Origin of the sequence: Virgifigura deserti, assembly GCA_003576685.1 — a bacterium.
Lineage (GTDB): Bacteria > Pseudomonadota > Alphaproteobacteria > Dongiales > Dongiaceae > Virgifigura > Virgifigura deserti.
In genome coordinates, this window is sequence record QOZR01000012.1 from 54,919 (window position 1) to 77,950 (window position 23,032).

The following is a 23,032-nucleotide window of genomic DNA, read 5'->3' on the forward strand; positions in this document are numbered from 1 at the left end:
TTTGCACCTACCCCGAAACGCGCCCAAGCCGGATGATGTCGTTGAGGGCGAGGCCAGCCGGCAGGGTCCCGTAGGTCCATCCCCAGTCGCCATCCAGCCGGGAGGCGCAGAATGCGTCCGCCACCGGGGCCGGCCCATGCCGGACCAGCAGTGCCGCCTGCAGCAGGACGGCCATCGATTCGGCGATCCGGCGCGCGCGCGGTTCCCGGTCCGTCTTGTCGCCGATGTCGGTCTTCAGCCGGTCGATCGCACGGTCCAGCCGTCGGTCGCCGCCGCGCGCGACCTCGAGTTCCGCGAACAGGGCCTCCACGGCCGCCGGATCCCGGTCCATGGTGCGAAGCACATCCAGGCAGATGACGTTGCCGGAGCCCTCCCAGATGCTGTTGAGCGGCGCCTGGCGGTACAGCCTCGGCATGACCGATTCTTCGACATATCCCGACCCGCCATGGCATTCCAACGCCTCGCAGACGTGACCGGGAAGACGCTTGTTGATCCAGTACTTCCCGATCGCGACGGCGAGCCGCGAAAAGGACGCGGCCGCCGGGTCCGCGGCCGACTCGTCGAAGCTGCGCGCGACCCGGGCCGCCATCATCGTCGCCGCCACCCACTCCACGACCAGATCGGCCAGCACGTCCCGCATCAGCGGCTGATCCGAGAGCAGCCGCTGAAAGGCCGATCGGTGGGAGGTGTGGTGGACCGCCTGCACGACCGCCTGCCGCATCAGGCCGGCGGCGGCGAGCGCCGTGTCGAGGCGCGTGTGATGCACCATCTCGATGATCGTGCGTACTCCCTGCCCCTCCTCGCCGATCAGCCGCGCCCAGGTCTGTCGATATTCGATTTCGGACGATGCGTTCGAGCGGTCGCCCAGCTTGTCCTTGAGGCGTTGGATGAAGAACGGATTGCGGGTGCCGTCCGGGCGCCAGCGCGGCACCAGGAAGCAGGACAGCCCAGCCCCAGTCTGGGCCAGCGTAAGGAAGGCATCCGACATGGGCGCGGAGCAGAACCATTTGTGACCGGTCAGCTCGAACGCGCCCGCATCGCCGAGCGCCACGGCACGGGTGGTGTTGGCCCGGACGTCGGAACCGCCCTGCTTTTCCGTCATGGCCATCCCGATCGTGACGCCGGCCTTTTCCGCCGCGGGGATGAAGCGCGGATCATAGGATGCGGCGGTGGCAAGCACCTCCCATTCGGTGGCGACGTCCGGCTGCTTCCTGAGCGCCGGGATCGCGGCGTAGGTCATGGTGATCGGGCAGCAGACGCCCGCTTCGGCCTGAACCAGAAGATATTCGAGCGCCATATGGGCGACCTGCCCACCAGATCGGGGCGCGGTCCAGGCTATCGAATGCACCTCATGTGTCTTGGCCAGGGCCATGAGTTCATGATAGGCCGGGTGGTAGACTACCTCATCCAGGCGATGGCCGAACCGGTCGAATGTGCGGAGCTCGGGCGGGTAGCGGTTGGCAGCCTCGGCGAGTTCCGCCACGCGCTCGCTGCCGAGAACGGCACCGAAGGCGCGGACCTTGTCCGCGGCCCAGCCGGCGCCTTCCCGCGCAAGGGCCAGACGCAGGATCGGATCGCTGTCGAAGAGATTATAGTCGACCAGCGGCGGCGATTGATTCGTCACCTCATGGCTGTCGAAGACGGATATAGGCCGTCTTGGTGGCATGGGGTTCCCTCGCAGCCGCAGGATAAACGCCCGCGATCGCCGACGCCTCTTTGATTAACGTAAACGCCCTCAGAACCTTAACTAAACTTAGGAAATGAAATATTAGCACAATCGACGTACCATACGAATAGAGACAGGATGTCAGGGAGTCCGGGACGCTGATGCCGGTTCTTAAGACCGGCCACGGCCGAACGGTCCACGCGATGAGCGGCAGCCCCGAGATTGAAATCAACGAGGCGCTCTATCAATGGTGCGTGCGGGCGTTCTCCCTGCTGCGCCATCGTCTCGGAATCAACATCAGGGTCCACGACGCCGACGGCCATATCAAAGCGGGCCAGATATTTCTGTTCAATCACTTCGCCCGCTTCGAAACAATCATTCCCCAATATTTCATTTACCAAGCGACGGGCGCCTATTGCCGGTGCGTGGCGACGCACGAACTCTTCCTCGGAAACGATCGGTTCGCGAAATTTCTATGGAATTGCGGCGCCGTGCCGAGCAACCATCCGGGCCTGCTGCCGTTCCTCGCTGCCGAGATCCTGCGCGGGCGGAAGATCATCATCTTTCCCGAAGGCGGCATGATCAAGGACCGCAACGTCCTCGACGAAGCGGAATTCAGCATTCTTTCGCCGATGGCGCGGACCACTCGCAAGCACCGCCGGGGCGCCGCCGCCTTAGCGGTGATCCTCGAAACCTACAAAAAACGCATTCTCTCGGTGTTCGAGGCGGGCGATACGCAGCGACTCGATCGATGGGTCCAGGCCCTGGGATTGGCGGACATAGACTCGCTGATCGCCGCGGCACGCCAACCGACGCTGATCGTACCGTCCAACATCACATTCTATCCGATCCACACCAGCGACAACATCCTGCGCAAGGCCGCCGAACTCTTTGGCCAGGACATCGGTGAGCAGCTCAAGGAAGAGCTGCTGATCGAGGGCAATCTTCTGCTCAAGCGCACGGATATGGATATCCGGTTCGGCAAGCCGATTCATCCGCACGTCACCTGGAACCCGGCGGACCGGCTGATTCTCAGCCAGGCGTTTGAACGGATCGACAGCCTGGAGGATCTGTTCGCGCTGAAGGACACGGCCAGCCGCTGGATCGAGCGCATCGTCGCCACGACGATGCAGCGTAAGATGCGGCGTTTGCGCGATCTGTGCATGCAGGAAATGTACGCCCGCGTCACCGTCAACCTGAACCACCTGGCGTCGCGGCTGATCCTGTCTCTGGTCAACCGGGGAACGATGGAGATCGAGCGCGACCGCTTCCATCGGCTTCTTTATCTGGCATTCAAGAACGCGCAGAAGGAGCCGCTGATCCATCTGCATCAAAGCCTGGCCGATCCCGAAACCTATGACGGCATTCACGATGGCACCAGCCGCCTGGTCACACAGCTTATGGAAGGCGCGATTGCATCGGGACTGATCGTGGCGACCTCCGATCATTACCGGTTCCTGCCGGCGCTTCGCCAGGAGAACGGCGGCCGCGACCCGCGCATCGAGAACGTGATCGTCGTCTACGCCAACGAGATCGCGCCGGTATCCGCCGCCTGCCGAGCCGTCGATCGGGCGATCCGGGCCGAGGCCGCGATCGACGGGGGCCCGCTGGCGCGGCTTCTGTTCGACGATGAAGTCCGCGCCTATGCGCGGTGCAAGGAAACCTATTCCCGTCCGCAATATGCGGCGATCAACGATCAGGAGACGGCGACCGAAAGCGGCGAGCCCTATCTGCTCGTTCCCAACCGGCCGAAGGATCTCGGCGTGGTTCTGGTCCACGGCTTTCTTGCCTCTCCCGCAGAACTCAAGGCCTTCGGACAACGGCTGGCGGCCTTAGGTCATCCGGTGATCGGCGTCCGCCTCAAAGGCCATGGAACGTCGCCATGGGATCTCCGCGAGCGGACTTGGCAGGACTGGCTCGAGTCGGTCCGGCGCGGCTATGAGATCATGTCCCATCTCAGCGACCGGGTCTGCCTGGTCGGCTTCTCGACCGGCGGCTCCCTGGCATTGCTTCTGGCGGCCGACAAGCCTCGTGGCCTTGCCGGTGTCGCGGCGGTTTCGCCTGCGCTCAGATTCCGCAATCGGAACCTGATTTTCGTGCCCGTCATCCATCACATCAACAGGCTGACGGAATGGGCCTACGTCCAGGAAGGCGTGATGCCCTTCCGAATCAATGAATCGGAGCATCCTGAAACGAATTACCGCCATATGCCGATACGCGGCCTGTTCGAGCTCCGCCGGACCACGGAGGAACTGGAGCGGCGTCTGCCGCAAGTCGTCTGCCCGACCGAGATTCTCCAAGGGACCGAGGATCCGGTTATCGATCCGGAAAGCGCCACGCTCATCCACGACAAGATCGGATCGGTCAAGAAGTCGCTGCACATGATCCCGTCGCAACGGCACGGAATCCTGAACGAGAATGTCGGGAGCACCCAAGCGCTGATCATTTCTTTCCTCGACACCCTTTCTCCAACGGTTGCCAGAAGTACGTCATTCAAGGCAGTTCTCTCCGCAGCACCCATGGGAGTCGCCGCTTCGCTGAATTTTTCCGGAGGTGGGTCGATAATGATTAATGTCGGTGATGCGATCTCGCGCTCGCTGCGACCATTCCTCAGCCGGTTCCGCCGCGGCGGACCAGGAGAGGCACCGCCTCTCAAGCGCCCTTATCCTTGGGAGAGGTCCTATCCCAAGGACCTCGACTGGCAGATCAATATCGACCCCAAACCCGTCCCTGCTCTGCTCGACGAGGCGGTAAAAACCTATGCCGACAGAACCTGCATCAGCTTCCGCGGGAGGCATTATCGTTATCGCGAGGTCGGCCGCTTGGTCGACAAGGCGGCTAAGGGCTTCCAGGCGCTCGGCGTACGCCGGGGAATCAAGGTCGGCCTTATGCTGCCCAACTGCCCATATGCCGTGATCTGCTATTACGCCGTGCTCAAGGCCGGCGGCACCGTCGTCAACATCAATCCCCTCTATTCAGGATACGAGATCGAACGGCAGCTTGCCGATTCCGACTCTCGGATTCTGGTCACCCTCGACGTCAACGCACTCTATGAAAAGGTCGCGGGCCTCGTCCGGGAAGACGGGCACATTGAGAAGTTGGTCGTCTGCCGCATGAGGGGCGTGCTGCGCTTCACCGAAAAGATACTCTTCGATTTCTTCAAAAGCCGCGAGATGGCGTCCTTCTCGGACGATGAGCGACACGTCTCCTTCGAACGCCTGATCGATAATGATGGTGCCGTCAAACCGTCAGCCATCGATCCCGTCACCGACATTGCGGTGCTCCAGTACACCGGCGGCACGACCGGATTCCCAAAAGGCGCACAGCTGACCCATGCCAATCTTTTCGTCAATACGGCACAGCTCGCCCTCTGGGCGCCCGACGTCAAGCGCGGCGAGGAGAAATCACTCGCCGTGCTGCCCTTGTTCCACTCTTTCGGTATGACGGCGGTGATGAATTTGAGCCTTTGGATCGGCGCCGAGATCATCCTGCTGGCCAAGTTCGAGACGGCGGAGGTTTTGGATGCGATTAATCGCGAAAAGCCGACCGTTTTCATCGGGGTACCGACCATGTTTTCGGCCCTGACTGCGGCGCGCGACGTTGCCAAGCATGATCTCTCCAGCCTTAAGTTCTGTATTTCCGGCGGCGCCCCGCTGCCAAGCGAGCTCCAGCGCCGTTTCGAGGCGCTCTCCGGCTGCACGCTCGTCGAGGGCTATGGCCTGAGTGAGGCTGGCCCGGTCTGTACGGTCAATCCACTCACGGGCGGCAAGCCGGGATCGGTCGGGCTGCCGCTCCCGGGAACAGTGATCGAGATCGTATCGATGGAGGATCCGGATCGAACGCTGGAGATCGGGGAACGCGGCGAGATCTGTGTTACCGGTCCTCAAGTAATGGCCGGCTATGCGAATCGGGCCAAGGAGAGCGTCGACATCCTGCAAGGCGCCCGTTTGCACACCGGTGACGTCGGCTACCTGGACGAGGACGGCTATCTCTACATCGTCGATAGGATCAAGGACCTGATTCTCAGCGGCGGCTTCAACGTCTATCCACGCCAGGTCGAGGAAGTCATATACCTACATCCCGCCGTCGAGGAGGCTGCGGTCTGCGGCGTTCCGGACCTGCATCGTGGAGAAATCGTCAAGGCCTTCATCAAGTTGCGTGAGGGCGCTTCGGTGACAGCGGCGGAACTGCGCGCGTTCCTGAGGGACAAGCTCGCGCCGTTCCAGATGCCGAGGCAGATCGAATTCCGCGACGAGTTGCCGAAGACACTGATCGGCAAGATATCGAAGAAGGATCTCGTCGCCGAAGCGGCGACCGCCAATACCGAGCAAGGCCCTGCCCTAACCGTCGAGGCCTAGAGCCTGATCGGGTCGTGCTCAGAACGTCGAAAGGCAGGATGTGAAGATGAAGAATGTCGTGATCGCCGGATATGTCCGGTCCCCGTTCACGCCCGCCACGAAGGGCGAGCTCCGGAAGGTGCGTCCGGACGAGCTGGCCGCGCAGGTCGTAAAGGGCCTGATTCGCAAGACTGACGTCAATCCAGACGATATCGAGGACCTGATCCTCGGCTGCGCCTTTCCAGAAGGCGAACAGGGCCTGAACGTGGCGCGGCTGGTAGTCTTTCAGGCGGAGCTGCCGGCCTCCGTCGCCGGCGTCACGGTGAACCGCTTCTGCGGCTCGTCGATGTACGCGATCCACATGGCGGCCGGTGCCATCCGGATGAATGCCGGCGAGGCCTTCATCTGCGCGGGCGTGGAGTCAATGACCAGGGTGCCGATGATGGGCTTCAACCCGATGCCGCATCCCGGTCTCTATGAGAGCTACCCCCAGGCCTATATGTCGATGGGCGAGACGGCCGAGAACCTTGCCACCAAATACCAGATCACGCGCGACCAGCAGGAAGCCTTCGCGATCGAATCCCAGGCCCGCGCGGCAAGAGCGCAGGCGGACGGACGGTTCGACGAAGAGATCGTGCCGATTGCGGCCAACGGCGCCGTGGTCGGCACCGACGGCTGCATTCGGCCCGACACCACGGCCGAGGGTCTCGCCGGGCTGAAGCCGGCTTTCGACGAGCAGGGTTCAGTGACCGCCGGCACCTCCTCGCCGCTGACCGACGGGGCGGCCGCGACCCTGGTCTGCAGCGAGGATTACGCGAAGAGCCACGGGCTCCGGCCGCTCGCCCGGATCCGAAGCATCGCGGTGGCGGGCTGTGCGCCGGAGATCATGGGAATCGGGCCGGTGCCGGCCTCCCGGAAGGCCCTGGAGCGGGCTGGCCTCTCCGTCGCCGACATCGACGTCACCGAACTCAACGAGGCCTTCGCCTCGCAAAGCCTGGCCGTCTTGCGGGACCTCGACCTCGATCCGGCGAAGGTCAATCTCGACGGCGGGGCCATCGCGCTCGGCCACCCGCTGGGCGCCAGCGGCGCCCGCATCACCGGGAAGGCAGCGAGCCTGCTGATCCGCGAGGGCGGCACCTTCGCCCTCTCCACCCAGTGCATCGGCGGCGGACAGGGCATCGCTACGGTCCTCGAGGCCGTCGAATGAACGAGATTCGCAAGGTCGCGGTCTTCGGCGCGGGGGTGATGGGCGCCGGCATTGCCGCGCAGATCGCCAATGCCGGCGTGCCGGTGATGCTGTTCGACATCGCGGCGCCCGACGGCCCTGACCGCAGCGCCATGGCCGCCGCGGCCATCAAGCGGTTGCTCAAGGCCGATCCGGCACCGCTCATGCATAAGCGCAATGCCGAACTGATCACGCCCGCCAACATAGACGACGACATTGACCGGATCGCCGACTGCGACTGGATCGTCGAGGCGATCGTCGAGCGGGTCGACATCAAGCGGGCGCTTTACGAGAAGATCGATCGGGCCCGCCGACCGGGCTCGGTCGTCTCCTCCAACACCTCGACCATCAGGCTGGCGACTCTGATCGAGACCCTGCCCGAAAGCTTCGCCCGCGATTTTCTCATCACCCATTTCTTCAACCCGCCGCGCTACCTGCGACTTCTCGAGCTGGTCCCCGGCTCCCGCACCGGCGAGCAGGCACTGGCCACCATCGAGCGCTTCGCCGACCTGCGCCTCGGCAAGACGCCGGTTCGCTGCAAGGACAGGCCGGGCTTCATCGCGAACCGGATCGGCATTTATTGGCTGCAATGCGCCGTTATGCAGGCAATGGATGCCGGCCTCACGGTCGAGGAAGCGGACGCCGTTCTCGGCCGGCCCATGGGCGTCCCCAAGACCGGCGTCTTCGGGTTGCTCGACATGGTCGGGCTCGACCTGATGCCGCATGTGCTCGGGAGCATGGCGACGTCGCTTCCGGAGGAGGATCCCTTCCACACTGTCTATAACGAACCGGAGCTCATCAAGCGGCTGATCGCCGAGGGCTATACCGGACGAAAGGGCAAGGGCGGCTTCTATCGCCTGAAGCCGGACACGCCGGGAAAGGTCAAGGAGTCGCTGGATCTTGCGAGCGGCAACTACCGAGCGAGTCGCAAGGCCGCTCTGGAGAGCGTAGCCAAGGCCCGTCGCGGCGGCCTGCGCGCGCTGCTCGAACATCCGGACAAGGGCGGGCGCTATGCCTGGTGGGTGCTGTCGCGGACCCTGAGCTATGCCGCCCGACTGGTGCCGGAGATTGCCGACGACATCGTCTCCGTCGATGAGGCAATGCGCCTCGGCTATAATTGGAAATATGGCCCCTTCGAGCTGATCGACCAGCTTGGCGCCGACTGGTTCGCACAGAAACTCCGCGAAGCGGGCTTGCCTGTGCCGCCACTGCTTGCACAGGCGGAAGGGCGCCGCTTCTACCGGACCGAAGCCGGCCGACTTCAGTATCTCGCCGTCGACGGCGGCTATCGGGATGTGGTTCGTCCGGAAGGCGTGCTGCTGCTGGCGGATATCAAGCGGCGCAAACGGCCCTTGGCCCGCAATCGCTCGGCCAGCCTCTGGGATATCGATGACGGCGTGCTGTGTCTTGAGTTCCACAGCAAGATGAACTCGCTCAACCCGCTGACGCTGGCCATGGTCGAAAAGGCGGTCCGGCTGGTGCCCGGGCGCTATCGCGCGCTCGTCATCTATAACGAAGGAAGCAACTTCTCGGTCGGCGCCAATATCGGGCTGCTGCTGCTCGCCATGAAACTGCGCGCTTGGTTCCTGGTGCGCGCGCTCGTTCGCCATGGCCAGAAGACCTACAAGCGGCTCAAATACGCGCCCTTCCCGATTGTCGGCGCACCGTCCGGGATGGCGCTCGGCGGCGGCTGCGAGATACTGCTCCATTGCGATGCGGTGCAGGCGCATGCCGAAACCTATGCCGGCCTCGTCGAAGCCGGCGTCGGTATCGTCCCGGCCTGGGGCGGCTGCAAGGAGTTGCTGCTGCGCCGAATCACTGGCAAGAAGCCGCCATTCGGCCCGATGCCGCCGGTGATCAAGGCCTTCGAGACCATCGGCATGGCCAGCGTCGCGAAGTCGGCCGAGCAAGCGAAGGACCTCTTATTCCTGCGCCCCGGCGACGGCATCACCATGAACCGGGACCGCCTGCTTGCCGACGCCAAGGCGAAGGCCTTGGCCCTGGCGGAAAGTTACGTTCCCCCTGAGACGCCGCGCGTTTCCTTGCCGGGGAGAACGGCGTTCGCCGCTCTGTCCCTCGCCGTCGACGGCTTTCGCAAGACCGGCAAGGCGACGCCGCATGACGTGGTCGTCGGCAAACAGCTCGCGACAGTCCTTAGTGGCGGCGACACCGACATGACCGAGACGCTCAGCGAGGACGATCTGCTTTCTCTCGAGTGCCAGGCCTTCGTCGCTCTGGCACGCCAGCCGGCAAGCATCGCCCGTGTGGCGCATATGCTCAAGACCGGCAAGCCACTCAGGAACTGAGCAATGACCCAAAGCTTGCTGGCCGCGGCCGTTCTTGCCTTCGTCCTGCTGCTCTATTTCGGGTTCGGATATTGGGCCTGGACCTCGGCCGCCGCCCTCGGACTGGCAGCCTGGGCGCTGGCCGGGGTGGACTCGCCGATCGCATTCGCGGCGACACTGGCCGCGGCCCTTGTCGCCGCCGTCCTCTTCGGCATTCCGGTGATCCGCCGGCCGCTGATCTCGGCACCGGCGATGCGCCGCGCACGCTCCTTCCTGCCCCGCCTGGGGGATACCGAGCGCATCGCCCTCGAGGCAGGCACGGTCTGGTGGGACGGCGACTTGTTTTCGGGAGACCCCGACTGGCGGAAGCTTCTCAATTTTCAGCCTCAGCCCCTCTCGGAACGCGAACGGGCCTTCCTCGATGGGCCGACGGACGCGCTCTGCCGGATGATCGACGACTGGCAGATCACGCAGGAGCGCGACCTGCCGCAGCAGGTCTGGGAGCATCTCAAGCGCGAGCGCTTCTTCGGCATGATCATCCCGGAGGAGTATGGCGGCCTCGGCTTCTCCGCCATCGGCCACTCCGCCGTCGTCACCAAGGTGGCGAGCCGCAGCATACCCGCCGCCTGCACGCTCATGGTCCCCAACTCGCTGGGGCCGGCGGAACTGCTGCTCCACTACGGAACCGACGAGCAGCGCGACCATTACCTGCCGCGCCTTGCGGCGGGCGAGGAGATCCCCTGCTTCGCGCTCACCGAACCCCATGCCGGCAGCGACGCCGCCTCAAGCCGAAGCACCGGCATCGTTTGCCGCGGCGCCTTCGACGGCAAAGAGGTGATCGGCATCCGCCTCAATTGGAGCAAGCGCTATATCACGTTGGCGCCGGTAGCGACCGTGATCGGCTTAGCCTTCCGGATGTACGACCCGGACGGCCTGCTGGGCGGCGCCAAGGATCTCGGCATCACCTGCGCGCTGATCCCGCGCGAGACGCCGGGAGTCACGATCGGCGCGCGCCATGACCCGATGGGCGTCGCCTTCCCCAACGGGCCGATCACCGGGGTCGACGTGTTCGTGCCGCTCGATTTCATTATCGGCGGACAAAGCGGCGTGGGCCAGGGCTGGCGCATGCTGATGGAGTGCCTGGCGGCTGGCCGCTCCATCTCGCTGCCGGCGCTGTCCGTCGCCGCTGTGGAGCTGGCGGCGCGCTTCACCGGCGCCTATGCCTCGATCCGCGAGCAGTTCAACATGCCGATCGGGCGCTTCGAGGGCATCGAGGAGGCATTGGCCCGCATCGCCGGCCACGCCTATCTGATGAACGCAACACGCGTGCTTACCTGCGGCGCGGTCGATGCCGGCGAGAAGCCGGCCGTGCTCTCGGGCGTGGCCAAGGCCTATCTCACGGACGGCATGCGCGCCTGCATCGTCGATGCGATGGACATCGTAGCCGGCGCCGGCATCTCCCGTGGTCCGCGCAACTTCCTGTCGCGGATCTATGTCGCCGCGCCCATCGCCATCACGGTCGAGGGAGCCAACATCCTCACGCGGTCGCTGATCATCTTCGGCCAAGGCTCGATCCGCTGCCATCCGTTCGTTCGGGACGAGATCCGGGCCATCCAGGAGAACGATTCGGCGCTGTTCGACCGGGTGCTGTTCAAGCATCTGGGCTTTGCCGGTCGCAACGCCCTCCGCTCCTTCCTGCTGGCATTGACCGGAGGACGGCTGGCGGAAGCGCCGGGCGGAACGCCATCGGCGCGCTATTTCCGTCGCCTGACGCGATTCAGTGCCGCCTTCACCCTGGTCACGGACGTGACCTTGGCCACGCTTGGCGGAGCCCTCAAGCGCCGCGAGAAGATTAGCGGTCGCCTGGCCGACGCGCTCGCCTGGATGTATCTGGCATCGGCGGCGCTCAAACGGTTCCACGACGACGGCCGGCCGGCGGCGGACCTGCCGCTGCTGCGTTGGTCGTGCGACCTGGCGCTGTGGAAGGTTCAGCAGGCGCTCATCGGCGTCCTCGACAACCTGCCGAACCGGCCGGCGGCCGCGACGCTGCGCGTGCTGATCTTCCCCCTTGGCGCGCGCCTGCGGCCGCCGCGCGACGCGCTGGGGTCCAAGGTGGCGCGCGGCCTGCTTGACGGCGACGACATGCGGCGACGGCTGTCGCGGGATATTTTCGTTCCGGACGCGGCCGACGACGGCCTCGGCCGCCTTGAAGCAGCTCTCGATCTCGTGGTCGCAACGCGGGAGATTCAGAAGAAAATCCGCGAGGCCGTGCGCCAGCGCCGCCTCGACGCGGAGCCCGTCGCCACCCTGACGGAGCGGGCCTTCGCCCTGGGCCTTATCGACGCCGACGAAAGGCAGCGCATGGACAAGGCGGCACAGGCGCAAGACGCCGCCATCCAGGTCGACGCCTTCCCGGCTGCGGACTACGCGCTTCTTAAGGGTTAGCGGGGGCGCGAGACCGACGCGGAGAATTTTTCAGGCGTCGGTCGCCGCACCCCTGCCTGGCGGCCCCCGTCACATGGTCGGGAAATTGAACGAGGCGCCGGCGCGGATGCCCGTGGGCCACCGTGCGGTGACGGTCTTCAGGCGTGTATAGAAATGCACGCCTTCCGGTCCGTAGATACCGTGGCTTCCGAACAGCGAGCGCTTCCAGCCGCCGAAGCTGTGATAGGCCACCGGAACCGGGATCGGGACGTTCACGCCCACCATCCCGATTTGGATGCGGCTGACGAAATCGCGGGCGGCGTCGCCGTCGCGGGTAAAGATTGCCGTGCCGTTGCCGAACTCGTGCTCGTTGACGAGGCGGACCGCCTCCTCATAGGACTTGGCGCGGGCCACGCTCAGCACCGGACCGAAGATTTCCTCGCGATAGATTGCCATCTCCGGCGTCACGCGATCGAACAGGGTTCCGCCCAGGAAATAGCCGTTTTCATAGCCCTGCAGGCGGAAGTCGCGGCCGTCCACCACGATCTCGGCGCCTTCCTGCACGCCCTTGTCGATATAGCCCTTCACCTTCTCCAGATGCTGTTTCGTCACCAGCGGCCCCATCTCGGTGTCGGGGTCGGTGGAGGGGCCGATCTTCAATGTCCGAACGCGCGGCGCGAGCTTGGCCACCAGCTTGTCTGCCGTCTCCTCGCCCACCGGCACGGCGACTGAGACCGCCATGCAGCGCTCGCCGGCCGCTCCATAGCCGGAGCCTATGAGCGCGTCGGCCGCCATGTCGAGATCGGCATCGGGCATCACCACCATGTGGTTCTTGGCGCCGCCGAGGGCTTGGACGCGCTTTCCATGCGCCGTGCCGGTCGCATAGACATATTCGGCGATCGGCGTTGAGCCCACGAAGGAGACGGCGGCGACGTCCGGATGCTTCAGCAGGCCGTCCACGACCTCCTTGCCGCCATGTAGGACCACCAGCACGCCTTCCGGCACGCCGGCCTCATGGGCGAGCTCCGCGATCGCCACCGTGGCGGAGGGATCGCGCTCCGACGGCTTCAGGACGAAGCTGTTGCCGCAGGCGAGCGCCATGGGAAACATCCACATCGGCACCATGGCCGGGAAGTTGAACGGCGTGATGCCGGCAACCACGCCCAGGGGCTCGCGGGCGGCGAAGCTGTCGACGGCCGTACCGACGTCCTTCGAGTACTCCCCCTTCAGGAGATGCGGGATGCCACAGGCGAACTCCACCACTTCCACGCCCCTCTGGATCTCGCCCAGCGCGTCCGAATGGGTCTTGCCGTGCTCCGCCGAGATCAACTCGGCGATGCGCTCTGCATTGTCCTCGAGCAGCGCCTTGAACTTGAACATGACGCGCGCGCGCTTCAGCGGCGTCAGCGCGGACCAGGCCGGAAAGGCCGCCTTGGCGGCGGCGACGGCCGCGTCCGCGTCCGCCTTCGTCCCGGCGGCAACCGTTGCGGTCTGCTCACCGGTTGCGGGATTGAAGATGGGAGTGCCCTCCCCGGCCGCGGACGCGTGGCCGGGAATTCTATGGTCGATGAACGTCATGAAACTCCTCTTTCACAAGACTGGTCCGGCCTGAAGCCGGAGAATGCGGCAATGACCATTGGACCGGTTTCAGGAGGGCCGACGGCTAGCCGCCGCGACCCGAAACCGTGCAGGCTGGTTGATGATCGGTACGACAGGTCGCCAGAAACCGATCGGCGCGGTCGGTGCGAACGGTCGTCAAAGGCAGGTCGGTCACAGTCTCCTGCCAGTGGTCGGCGCGTCCGCACAGGATGTTCTCCACCATCATCGGTTCGCCCTTGTGGCGACCGAAGCCGAGCGATCCGTTCCCATTGTCGCGCCACAATTCTAGGCTCGCCATTCCACCGGGGGAAATGGGGCCGATGTCACGCGTTATGAAGTGTGCGAGGACGACCAAGCAGCGCAGTGGTCGATCCGTTCGGTTGTCGATATCGAGTGTAACAGTGTTGGTTCCCAATGCGGAGACGGATGCCCGTCCCGTGTCGGCGCAAGCATGCAGCAGGAGGCCCGTCGCGACAAGACAGGACAGAACCCCATACCTGATCAGTGGCGGAATGGAAGGCAAGCCGACCTCACACACCGGCTTGGCGCGCCGCGGCCGGAGCCATCGGCGCGAGCGGCCGGCGGCTGGAGATCAGATCGCCGGCGCGCTCCGCCATGGCGATGATGGCCGCATTGACCGGACCCGTGGTGATGGACGGCATGACGGAGGCATCCATCACGTAAAGTCCCGCGATATTCCGCACGGCAAGATCGGGGCCGACCACCGCCTCGGCATCGGTGCCCATCCGACAGGTTCCGACGGGATGGTGATGGGTATAGGCCGCGCGTTCCAGGAAGGACTCGACCGCCTGCGGCGAAGCCAGATCCTCGGCGCCGGGCAGCACTTCCTCCGCCCGCCAGTCGTCCAGCGCCGCCGAGGCTCCCACAGTCCGGGCCCAGTCCAGGGCCTCCTTGTAGATCCGCCGATCATAGTCTTCGCGCAGATAGCCGGGATCGATCAACGGCGCGGCGCGGACGTCCGCGGATGCGAGCCTGACGGTCCCCCGACTTCGCGGATGGGTGAAGCCGTACATGATGGTATAGCCTTCGCCCGGCGGCGGAGCGGAAAAGCATTCCGTCGTGATCGGCGCGACCACGCAGGCCAGAACGATCTCGGGCGCCGCCGTCGGTCCCGCACCGTCGATATAGCAGAGGGATTCTGAATGCTGATAGCGCGACGGCGCGACCGGACGCTTCGACCGGTAGACATTGCCCCCGGCAAGCAGATGGTCATGCAGATTGCGCCCGACGCCGGGCATGTCCTGTCGGCAGGCGATGTCCAGGGCGGTCAGCTCGTCGGCCGGGCCGAGCCCTGACCGCATCAGAATGCTCGGCGACCCGATCGCGCCGGCGCAAAGAATGACGCCGGCATTGGCCCAGATCTCTTCGATGCCGGCCGCAGTGAGGATTCGCACGCCCCTGCAGCCTCCGCCTCCGGACGCAAGAACGACGCTGTCCACCATCACGCCGGACAGGACCGACAGATTGGGGCGGGCCTTGACCTCGGCGGTCAGATAGGCGTCGGCGACGGTCTGTCGTTTCCCGTCCTTGATGGTCAGCGTGTTCACCGTCGGACCCGTCATTCGGGCGCCGTTATGCTCGGCCGTGGGCTCGAGGCCACAGAGCGTCCCGGCCCGCATATAGGCCTGGGTGATCGGGTGCGGCGTTTCCGGCTGGATCAGATGGATGGGACCGTCGGTCCCGTGGTAGGGCGACGGACCATGCGAGGAGCTTTCGGACTTGATGAAGTAGGGCAGAAGATCCGCATAGCCCCAACCGGCACAGCCGGCCCGCGCCCATCGGTCGAAGTCCTCCGGATGGCCGCGAACATGCGCCATGGCGTTGATCAGCGTCGACCCGCCGAGCCCCCGGCCGCGCGGCCAGGCGTGGGAGCGACCGGCGCAATGGTCCTGGGCGGTAGTGGCATAGCCCCAGTCATAGGCTCGCCCCTGCAGCGCCGGCCACTTCAGCGGATCACGGACATCCGGGTCCGTGATCTCGCCGCCAGCATCCAGCAGGACGACCTCGGCATCCGGGTTTTCCGACAGGCGCGCGGCGAGCACGCACCCGGCCGTTCCGGCACCGACAACGATGTAATCTGCCTCCAACGCCCTTCTCCGCCCCGCCGTCAGGCGACCGCGTCGTTGATCACCGCCATGGCCGCGGCGACACCCGCGGCGGGATCGGCCGAAAAGCCGAGCTTGCTCAGCGCACCTCCGAGGGCCGCGACAGCGACGACAGCATAGATCGGCTCCGCCGTCGGCCCCATATGGCCGATCCGCAGCAGCTTGCCCAGGGTCTCCCCCCGTCCGATCGACAGCATCACGCCGTAGTCGTTGCGCACCGTTTCGATGATACGGCTATCGGTGAGCCCGTCCGGCACACGGATCGATGTCGTGCTCGGCGAGGCGATGGCCTCGCTCGCGGCCCACAGTTCCACGCCCATGGCCCGCACCCCGGCGCGGCAGGCCTTCGCGGTCAGGGCATGACGCCTCCAGACGGCCTCCGGCCCCTCCGCGAGATACAGGTCGATCGCGGCGGACAAACCGCTGATTTCGGCGACCGACGGCGTAAAGGGAAACGGCTCCGTGCGGCGCCAGGCATTTTTCCAATCGAGCAGACTGAGGATCGAGGCCCTCGGCGAGTCCGGATTCGCCTCCATATGCGCCCAGGCCGCCTCGCTGATGGCCATGAAGGTGACTCCGGGGGTCCCACCGAGGCATTTCCCGGGGCCGGTGATGAAGACGTCGGCGTGGCAATCGCCCGGGTGAACGTCCATCCCGCCGAAGGACGACACCGCATCCACGAGAAGCAGGGCGCCGTGCTTCTCCACGATCTTGCCGATCTCGACGAGCGGATTGATGGTTCCAGACGGCGTGTCGTGATGGACCATCGAGACGATAGAAATGTCGGGCCGCTCCTTGAAGGCCTGCTCGACGGCGTCGGGCAAGATGGCCTCGTTGTAGGGTACCTCGATCTCGATCATCTCCTTATGGTGCCGCGCGGACCAGTATCCGAAGCCCTTGCCATAGACGCCGGATGCAAGGTTGAGCACCACATCCTGCCTGGAAATCAGGGAGGCGGCCGCCGCCTCGATCGCGACTGCGGGCTCGGCCTGGATGATCAGCGCCGGATCCTTCACCCGCATCGCCGTCGCGCACTTCTTCGCCACCTCCTCGTAGAAAGCCAGAAAGGAGGGGTCGTAGTCGTAGCCGAGCGGCTGCGCCATCGCCTGGAGCACCTCCGGATATCCCTGGACGGGACCGGCGGCGAGGGTAATCACGGGCTTCTTGATCATGTCAGACACCATCTGTCGTTTCTCTGGCCATCACATTTTTCCGGCCGTCTTTCGTCTAGCCGCCTCCCGCGTTACGAGTAGTAACCGGGCGCCTTGATGTAGTCGCCGAACGTCTCCGGATCGTGGGAATAGAACAGCTCCGCGTCATACTTCTCGGCGAGATCCTTCAGCCGCTGCATGGACTTCAGGTTCTCGGTAGGATCCAGGTGGAAGCTGGAGATGCACATCATCTCCATGTTCTTCCGGCTGTAGCAGGCGTCGGCGGTGAACAGCATCGGCCGGCGGTTGGCGAGCTCCACCATCATGCTGTAATGGCCAGCGGTGTGCCCCGGAGTCTCGAACAGCCAGATCCCCTTCGCGATCTCCTGATCGCCAGTCACGGTCTCGAATTTGGGCGTATAGATGTCGAGCGGCGGATCGCCGGCGTCGCCGGAGGCGCCCTCGCCCTGCGACGCCGGTTTCTTCGCGAGCTCGGGGGCGAAGCTCATGTCCGAATAGCCGAGACGCTCGAAGGGTTGGAAACAGCTGCAGGCCTCGAGCTCCTTGGCGTGGCAGACCGTGCAGGCGTTCGTGAGGTACTTGTTCCCGCCGCAATGATCGAAGTGGTAGTGCGAGTTGATGACGTAGTTGATGTCTTCCGGACGTTTCCCGATCTTGGCCAGCGCCCCGGGAATGGTCTGGTCCTTCGACTGGATCGGCTTCTCGAACGGCAGCACGCGGCTGACATGATCGAAGTCATAGCCGGTATCGAAGATGTAGAGGCCGTCCTTGTGCTCCACGAGAACGGAATAGCAGGGAAAGCGTATGTCGCCGCCCGGCCCCTTGTTCCAGAACACATGGTACCCGTCGATCACCAAGGTACCACCATCAAGCAGGTAGACTTTCGTATCCGACATGAAAAATTCTCCTTATCGGGGAATCGGGATTCGGCCTTCGGTCCTAGCGGGCGCCCCGATGGTAGGGGTTGCCCAGGGCCGGTGGCAGGTAGCTGTTTCTCGCGAAAATGATCAGCACCAGGATCACCATCGCGAAGGGCAGCATCTGGATGACGTCCGTGGGAATATTGACCCCGGCCACCTGCATGGCCGTGGTCATCGACAGGCTTCCGCCGAACATGAAGGCGCCGAACAGCACCCACATCGGCTTGCCCCGCGCCAGCATCGCCAAGACAATCGCGATGAAGCCGGCGCCGCCGGTCATGAAGGGCAAGAACAATCCGCCGCCGATGGTCGACAGGTAAGCGCCGCCCAGGCCGCTCAGAAGGCCCGTGCTCAGCACCGCCAGCGATCGTGTCAGCGTAACGCTGACCCCCGCGGCGTCCAGGGCCGCCGGCTTGTCGCCGGCTGCCTGCAGGTTCAGACCGACATGCGTCCGCTTGAAGACCCAGACCAGCGCCACGGTCAGCAGGACGGCCGCATAGACCAGCGGGTTCCGATCGAAGAAAGCCGACCCGACGATCGGCAGGTCGCTCAGCCAGGGAACCGGCAGCGTTTCCGGCCGACCGAGGCGCGGGTAGCTGCGGCTGAACTGAAAATGGTGCAGCAACGCCGTCAGCCCTTCGCCGCCAAGCGTGATGGCGATTCCGACGACGATCTGGTTCATGCTGAGCAGAACGCACAGCACGACCATTACGGCCGCCGCCATAACCCCAGCGAGACCGCCGATCAAGAACCCCAGCGTGAAGGAATCAGTGTAGTAGGCCCCCGCGAATCCCGCATAGGCACCCATCAACATCATCCCTTCGATGCCGATGTTCAGCACGCCAGCCTTCTCGGAGATCTGCTCCCCCAGACCACTCAGCAGCAGGGGAACGCCGGCGGTCACCGCGCCGAACAGCAACGAGCCCAGGAATACCTCGGTGAGAAGCCCTTCCATGTCTCAGCCTGCCTTCCGCTGCCGCAAATTCTGTTCCAGGAATTCCGTCACCGCGAGGAACAGCATCAACAGTGCCACCAAAACCAGCACGAAATAATGGGGAACGGCCAGCCGACGGGCCGCGCTTTCGCCCCCAATCATCAGAACCGCGAAGAAAAAGACGAAGCCGATTACCGCATAGCCGTTGTACCGGGCCAGAAAGACCAGCGGGATCACCATGATCCCATAGGCCGGATTCCAGTCCGCCCGGATCGTGCCCTGGACGCCCAGCACGTCGACAGCGCCGCCCAGCCCAGCCAGACCCGCGCTCGCGGCGAAGGCGATGATGGTAAGAAGCCGTAGATCGAGCCCGGCATGCTTGGCGGTTCGCGGATTGCTTCCGACGAGTTGGAGGCGCAGGCCCAACGCCGTATGCTCCATGACGTAATGAACAGCGATCACCGCGACCACAGCCAGGATGATCCCCCAGTGGACGGTCGTGTCGCCAAGTCGCGCAAGCCGATCCGCGACATCCAGGGTCTCCGTCTGCGGGACGGTCGTCGCGGGATCGTTGAAGGGGATCTTGATCAGGACATTGGCTAGGCTGACGCCGAGGAAGCTCATCATCAGGCTCGAGATGATCTCGTTGATCCCGTGCCTGGCCTTTAGATAGGCCGGGATGAACGACCACGATGCCGACACGACAATGGCGATGAGAAAGCAGATGAGAAAGACCAGCGTCGACGGCAGGTGTCGCGCGAGTATTGGCGCCAGCGCCGCCACGAAGACGGCGGCCAGCAGAAACTGCCCGTCCACGCCGAGATTCCACAGGCCGGAGCGAAAGGCGACAATCAGCCCCGCAGCAATCAGCAGAAGCGGCGCCATCCGTGTGATCGAAGCCTGGAGCCCGGTATCGCTCAGCAGGCCCCTCCTCAGCACATACCCGTAATAGGTCAGCGGATCCTTGCCGAAGGCCAGAAGGATCAGCCCGCCGACCACCAGCGCAAGCACCACCGGCAAAAGGATGCGCAGAACACGCGACAAGGTTTCCATCGCCTTCTGGGCCTCCATCGCCTTTCCGTCCTTCACGACGTCACGCATGCGCCGGGACTCGCGCGCCGGTCATGAGCAGGCCGATCTCGGTTTCGGCTCCCTTTCGGTTATCGACGATCCCGCGCAACTCTCCGCGGTCCATCACGGCGATCCGGTGACAGGTTTCCATCAACTCGTCCAACTCCGTCGAGATGACAATGACGACCGCATTGTCGGCACCGGCCCCGCGTCGAATACGATCTCGCGCCAGCTTCGTGCTCTGGATGTCGAGCCCATATGTCGGCTTGTTGAAGATGACGAGCTTCGCATCCGGCGACAGCTCCCGCGCAAGCAGGACCTTTTGGATGTTGCCGCCGGAAAGCTTGGCGATCGGCGTGTGCTCGGACGGCGTGCGCACGTCATAAGCCTCGATCTGCGTGCGTGCATGTCCGTGGATCACGCCCCACCGGGTGATGCCGTTTCGCCAGAATGGCGGCTTTCCCGTCTCCTTGAGAACCAGATTGACCGAGACTGAATGGGTTCCTGCCGTGCCCTCGTCGAGACGTTCGTCCGTGATGTAGCGAACGCCGTGCGCCCGCCGGGCTGGCACCCCCATCCTGGTCACGTCTTTCTGGTTCAGCATGACCGTGCCGCCGGACACCGGCCGCTGTCCCGACAGCACCTCGGCCAGATGCTTCTGGCCGTTGCCGTCGACGCCCGCAACGCCGAAGATTTCACCGGGCCAGACATCGAAGCTGACATGATTCAGGGCGCATTCGCCGAACTGGCCGGTAGTCGAAACATCATGCAGGGCAAGGGCGGGCGAACCGGACCGGTCGACCGGCTTCAAGCCGTCATGATCAAGAGCCGTACCGACCAGGGCCGCTTCGGCGCCTTTCGACAGATCGTTGCGGCCGAACATCATGGTGATGACCTCGTCGATCACCTGCTTCTCCGTCATCTTCCCCAGGCGCTCCTTCGGCAGCTCGCCGACGACATGTCCCAGCCGGAGCACCGAGATGTGATCGGCCAGTTCATAGGCCTCGCGCAGCTTATGCGTGATGAAGATGACCGCGACCCCGTGATCCCGCAGCCGGCGCACCACCGCCGACAGTTCCTTGACCCCATCGGGCGTCAGCATCGAGGTCGGCTCATCCAGGATCAGGGCCCGCTCGCCATGCCACAGGGCACGCATGATCTCGACCTGCTGCTGCTCACCAAGCGAGAGGCGACCGACCAGGGCATCGGGGTCCAGTTGCACGGACAGAAGCTTGCTCAACTCCCTGAAGCGGGGAAGAACGCTTTCCGGGTCGCAGCGGCGCCACCAGGGGGAGCCGAGCATGAGATTTTCCAGAATGGTCAGGCTGGGGATCAAAAGCACATGCTGATAGACCGTGCCGATTCCCAGCTTGAGCGCATCGCGAGGCGACGACAGCCGAACGGTCGCCCCGCCGACGGCAATCGTTCCCTCGTCGGGTTGCTGCATGCCGGCAATGATGCTTATGAGGGTGGATTTTCCGGCGCCGTTCTCCCCCAGCAAGGCATGGATTTCGCCGTGACGGAAGGTCAATGAAACGCGATCGTTAGCAAGGACGCCGGGAAACCGCTTGGTAACGTCCGACAAGGAAATCGCAATGCCGTTCGGACCTGCGGTAGACGCATCCATCCGCGCACTCCGTTGTCTGGGGTAATCGATAATCTAGGGCAGCAACGGGCCTACAGGCCCGACGTGGCGGCGACTCCATCATGGAGAGATGGCCGCCACGCCGGGGGCGCCGGGCGGCCGCGAAAACAGACGCGGCCGCGTTGACTTCTTCTACTCCTGCGACTCCACCGATGTCATCAGGCTGCGAACCTCCTGGGCATCGCTAATGCGGTCGACCTTCGTCTTCCCGGAGACAATGTCATCGCGGATCGCCATCACGCTGTCCCAGACTTCCGCCGGAATATGATCGGTCTTGAGAATACGGACCGAATCGTCGGCCAGCTGGATCTTGTAGCCGACGGTCCCGAACTTGTCCGCCTTCAGATCCTCGACCATCGCACTGTAGACCGGGACAAGGTCCCAGACCACGGACGACAGAAGATGCCCCTGATCGAGTTCCGACTTGTCACCGATGACATCGATGAACCACGCCTTGCCGCCATCGACGGCCTTCGTCGTTTCCACGGCCTGGATCATGCCGAAGCTCGAACCGTTGCCCTGGCCGAAGATGATATCCGCGCCGGCCGCGATCACCGACTCGGTGACGCGGCGACCGCCGGCGGCATCGCCGTAGGCAGCCGGGCCGATGACCGCGTAAATGATCTTCACGTCAGGATCCTGGGCCCGAACGCCGAGCGCGAAGCCGGCCGACTGGCTGTTCCAGGACGGCGGCTCACCCGAAACGACGATGCCGACCGTGCCGGTGCGCGTCATCCGCGCCGCCATGATGCCCGCAAGGTACGAGCCTTCATGGCCGGACAGCGTGTAATCGGCGACGAGGCCGGGCTTCATATCGTCCGGAAGGTCCACGATCGCGACGGGAACGCCCGTCTCGGCCGCAATCTCCGGTGCCGCTGTATTGTAGCCGCTGGCATGGGCAATCATCAGGTCCGCCCCGTCCTCGGCAATCTCGCGCAGTGCCGGCCGCACATCGCCATAGCCGAGGCCTTCGGCCGGGATCAGCTCCAGCCCATACTTCTCGGCGACCTCCCGCGCGGCATCGACGCCCTGCTGGTTCCAACCATAGTCCGTCCCCTGCTCGGGCGTAAGGATGGCAATGGTTTCGACCTCGGCCGCACCTGCCGACCATGCCACGCATGTCCCAAGCACCAGGCCAGAGACCAATGTTCCAAACTTAGTCCTCGAACGAGTCACCCTTGCCTCCTCAATTTCTTCGCTGCCGAAGGACGGAACCTGCAGCACCGCTAGAACCATGTCCCATCGGCGCAATATTGGTTCCCAAAACTTAACGACCCCTTTTACTGGGCTACGCGGCGATCCTTCGCACAAGAGCAGAGAACACGCCTCCCCACTGCACCGTGCATATTGTCCCCTAGACGTAACGCTCACAACATTAAGATGACACCAATTCAAGATGTTTTGTCAACGCTCCGCAGGAGTGAGAACCACTTCCTCCGAAGAGCGAACCATTAAGGCGAACGATGAACCACCACATGGCAAATCATCCACCAGGCCATCTCCCGATGGCCCGCGCCTCTCACGCTCCCTCCGGCAACAGCCCCCGCAATCGACTGATTCCCATAGGAGGCTTTGTACTTACGACGCCTCATGTCGCGTAACGACTCATCTCTCTTCTGTTGAGAAAA

General features: G+C 64.3%; 14 protein-coding genes. 4 read left to right on the forward strand and 10 right to left on the reverse strand.

All coding sequences use genetic code 11. The features are described 5' to 3' along the window. Positions 1–7 precede the first annotated feature (7 nt). A complete protein-coding gene (locus tag DT069_RS19395) occupies positions 8–1,666 on the reverse strand; it encodes an acyl-CoA dehydrogenase family protein (RefSeq protein WP_119461980.1) in 1,659 nt (552 codons plus the stop codon). Positions 1,667–1,827: 161 nt separating this feature from the next. Between DT069_RS19395 and DT069_RS19400 the strand changes: the two genes are divergently transcribed. From DT069_RS19400 to DT069_RS19415, 4 genes are read left to right on the forward strand one after another with little or no spacing between them, the layout of a single operon-like run. Then, positions 1,828–6,024, forward strand: coding sequence for an alpha/beta fold hydrolase (locus DT069_RS19400; protein ID WP_119461981.1), 4,197 nt, complete (start codon positions 1,828–1,830; stop codon positions 6,022–6,024). A gap of 46 nt (positions 6,025–6,070) precedes the next feature. After that, positions 6,071–7,210 carry a thiolase family protein gene (locus tag DT069_RS19405; RefSeq protein ID WP_119462088.1) on the forward strand — a complete coding sequence of 380 codons (1,140 nt, stop codon included), beginning with the start codon at positions 6,071–6,073 and terminating at the stop codon, positions 7,208–7,210. Beyond that, complete coding sequence (locus DT069_RS19410) at positions 7,207–9,534, forward strand: 3-hydroxyacyl-CoA dehydrogenase/enoyl-CoA hydratase family protein (protein WP_119461982.1); 2,328 nt, start codon at positions 7,207–7,209, stop codon at positions 9,532–9,534. The genes DT069_RS19405 and DT069_RS19410 overlap by 4 nt, the downstream gene beginning before the upstream one ends. Before the next feature lie 3 nt (positions 9,535–9,537). Next, the gene (locus DT069_RS19415; protein WP_119461983.1) at positions 9,538–11,958 is read left to right on the forward strand and encodes an acyl-CoA dehydrogenase; all 2,421 of its coding nucleotides are present in this window, start codon (positions 9,538–9,540) and stop codon (positions 11,956–11,958) included. A gap of 69 nt (positions 11,959–12,027) precedes the next feature. Here the strand turns inward: DT069_RS19415 and DT069_RS19420 are convergent, their stop codons facing one another. The 9 genes from DT069_RS19420 to DT069_RS19460 form a co-directional block, all read right to left on the reverse strand. Continuing rightward, positions 12,028–13,515, reverse strand: coding sequence for a CoA-acylating methylmalonate-semialdehyde dehydrogenase (locus tag DT069_RS19420; RefSeq protein WP_119461984.1), 1,488 nt, complete (start codon positions 13,513–13,515; stop codon positions 12,028–12,030). Positions 13,516–13,600: 85 nt separating this feature from the next. Then, entirely contained in the window at positions 13,601–13,819 is a 219-nt protein-coding gene (locus tag DT069_RS19425) for a hypothetical protein (protein WP_119461985.1), read from the reverse strand. Between the two features lie 247 nt (positions 13,820–14,066). After that, complete coding sequence (locus DT069_RS19430) at positions 14,067–15,644, reverse strand: GMC family oxidoreductase (RefSeq protein ID WP_425450391.1); 1,578 nt, start codon at positions 15,642–15,644, stop codon at positions 14,067–14,069. Between the two features lie 20 nt (positions 15,645–15,664). Further along, positions 15,665–16,834: a pyridoxamine--pyruvate transaminase gene (gene ppaT, locus DT069_RS19435; RefSeq protein WP_425450392.1), complete on the reverse strand. Its 1,170-nt coding sequence runs from the start codon at positions 16,832–16,834 to the stop codon at positions 15,665–15,667. A 71-nt stretch (positions 16,835–16,905) separates the two neighbouring features. Beyond that, positions 16,906–17,730: a 4-pyridoxolactonase gene (pldA, locus tag DT069_RS19440; RefSeq protein ID WP_119461987.1), complete on the reverse strand. Its 825-nt coding sequence runs from the start codon at positions 17,728–17,730 to the stop codon at positions 16,906–16,908. 43 nt (positions 17,731–17,773) lie between these two features. Continuing rightward, positions 17,774–18,709, reverse strand: coding sequence for a putative B6 ABC transporter permease subunit 1 (locus tag DT069_RS19445; protein WP_119461988.1), 936 nt, complete (start codon positions 18,707–18,709; stop codon positions 17,774–17,776). A gap of 3 nt (positions 18,710–18,712) precedes the next feature. Continuing rightward, positions 18,713–19,789, reverse strand: coding sequence for a putative B6 ABC transporter permease subunit 2 (locus DT069_RS19450; protein WP_119461989.1), 1,077 nt, complete (start codon positions 19,787–19,789; stop codon positions 18,713–18,715). Beyond that, complete coding sequence (locus DT069_RS19455) at positions 19,782–21,386, reverse strand: putative B6 ABC transporter ATP-binding protein (protein ID WP_119461990.1); 1,605 nt, start codon at positions 21,384–21,386, stop codon at positions 19,782–19,784. Before DT069_RS19455 ends, DT069_RS19450 begins: the two co-directional genes overlap by 8 nt. Positions 21,387–21,536: 150 nt before the next feature. Then, complete coding sequence (locus DT069_RS19460; RefSeq protein ID WP_425450393.1) at positions 21,537–22,520, reverse strand: putative B6 ABC transporter substrate-binding protein; 984 nt, start codon at positions 22,518–22,520, stop codon at positions 21,537–21,539. Positions 22,521–23,032 lie beyond the last annotated feature (512 nt).

Coding starts and splice junctions, on each gene's coding strand:
- DT069_RS19395 (WP_119461980.1), bottom strand. CDS start 1,666: ATGCCACCAAGACGGCCTATATCCGTCTTCGACAGCCATGAGGTGACG.
- DT069_RS19400 (WP_119461981.1), top strand. CDS start 1,828: ATGCCGGTTCTTAAGACCGGCCACGGCCGAACGGTCCACGCGATGAGC.
- DT069_RS19405 (WP_119462088.1), top strand. CDS start 6,071: ATGAAGAATGTCGTGATCGCCGGATATGTCCGGTCCCCGTTCACGCCC.
- DT069_RS19410 (WP_119461982.1), top strand. CDS start 7,207: ATGAACGAGATTCGCAAGGTCGCGGTCTTCGGCGCGGGGGTGATGGGC.
- DT069_RS19415 (WP_119461983.1), top strand. CDS start 9,538: ATGACCCAAAGCTTGCTGGCCGCGGCCGTTCTTGCCTTCGTCCTGCTG.
- DT069_RS19420 (WP_119461984.1), bottom strand. CDS start 13,515: ATGACGTTCATCGACCATAGAATTCCCGGCCACGCGTCCGCGGCCGGG.
- ppaT (WP_425450392.1), bottom strand. CDS start 16,834: ATGATCAAGAAGCCCGTGATTACCCTCGCCGCCGGTCCCGTCCAGGGA.
- pldA (WP_119461987.1), bottom strand. CDS start 17,730: ATGTCGGATACGAAAGTCTACCTGCTTGATGGTGGTACCTTGGTGATC.
- DT069_RS19445 (WP_119461988.1), bottom strand. CDS start 18,709: ATGGAAGGGCTTCTCACCGAGGTATTCCTGGGCTCGTTGCTGTTCGGC.
- DT069_RS19450 (WP_119461989.1), bottom strand. CDS start 19,789: ATGCGTGACGTCGTGAAGGACGGAAAGGCGATGGAGGCCCAGAAGGCG.
- DT069_RS19455 (WP_119461990.1), bottom strand. CDS start 21,386: ATGGATGCGTCTACCGCAGGTCCGAACGGCATTGCGATTTCCTTGTCG.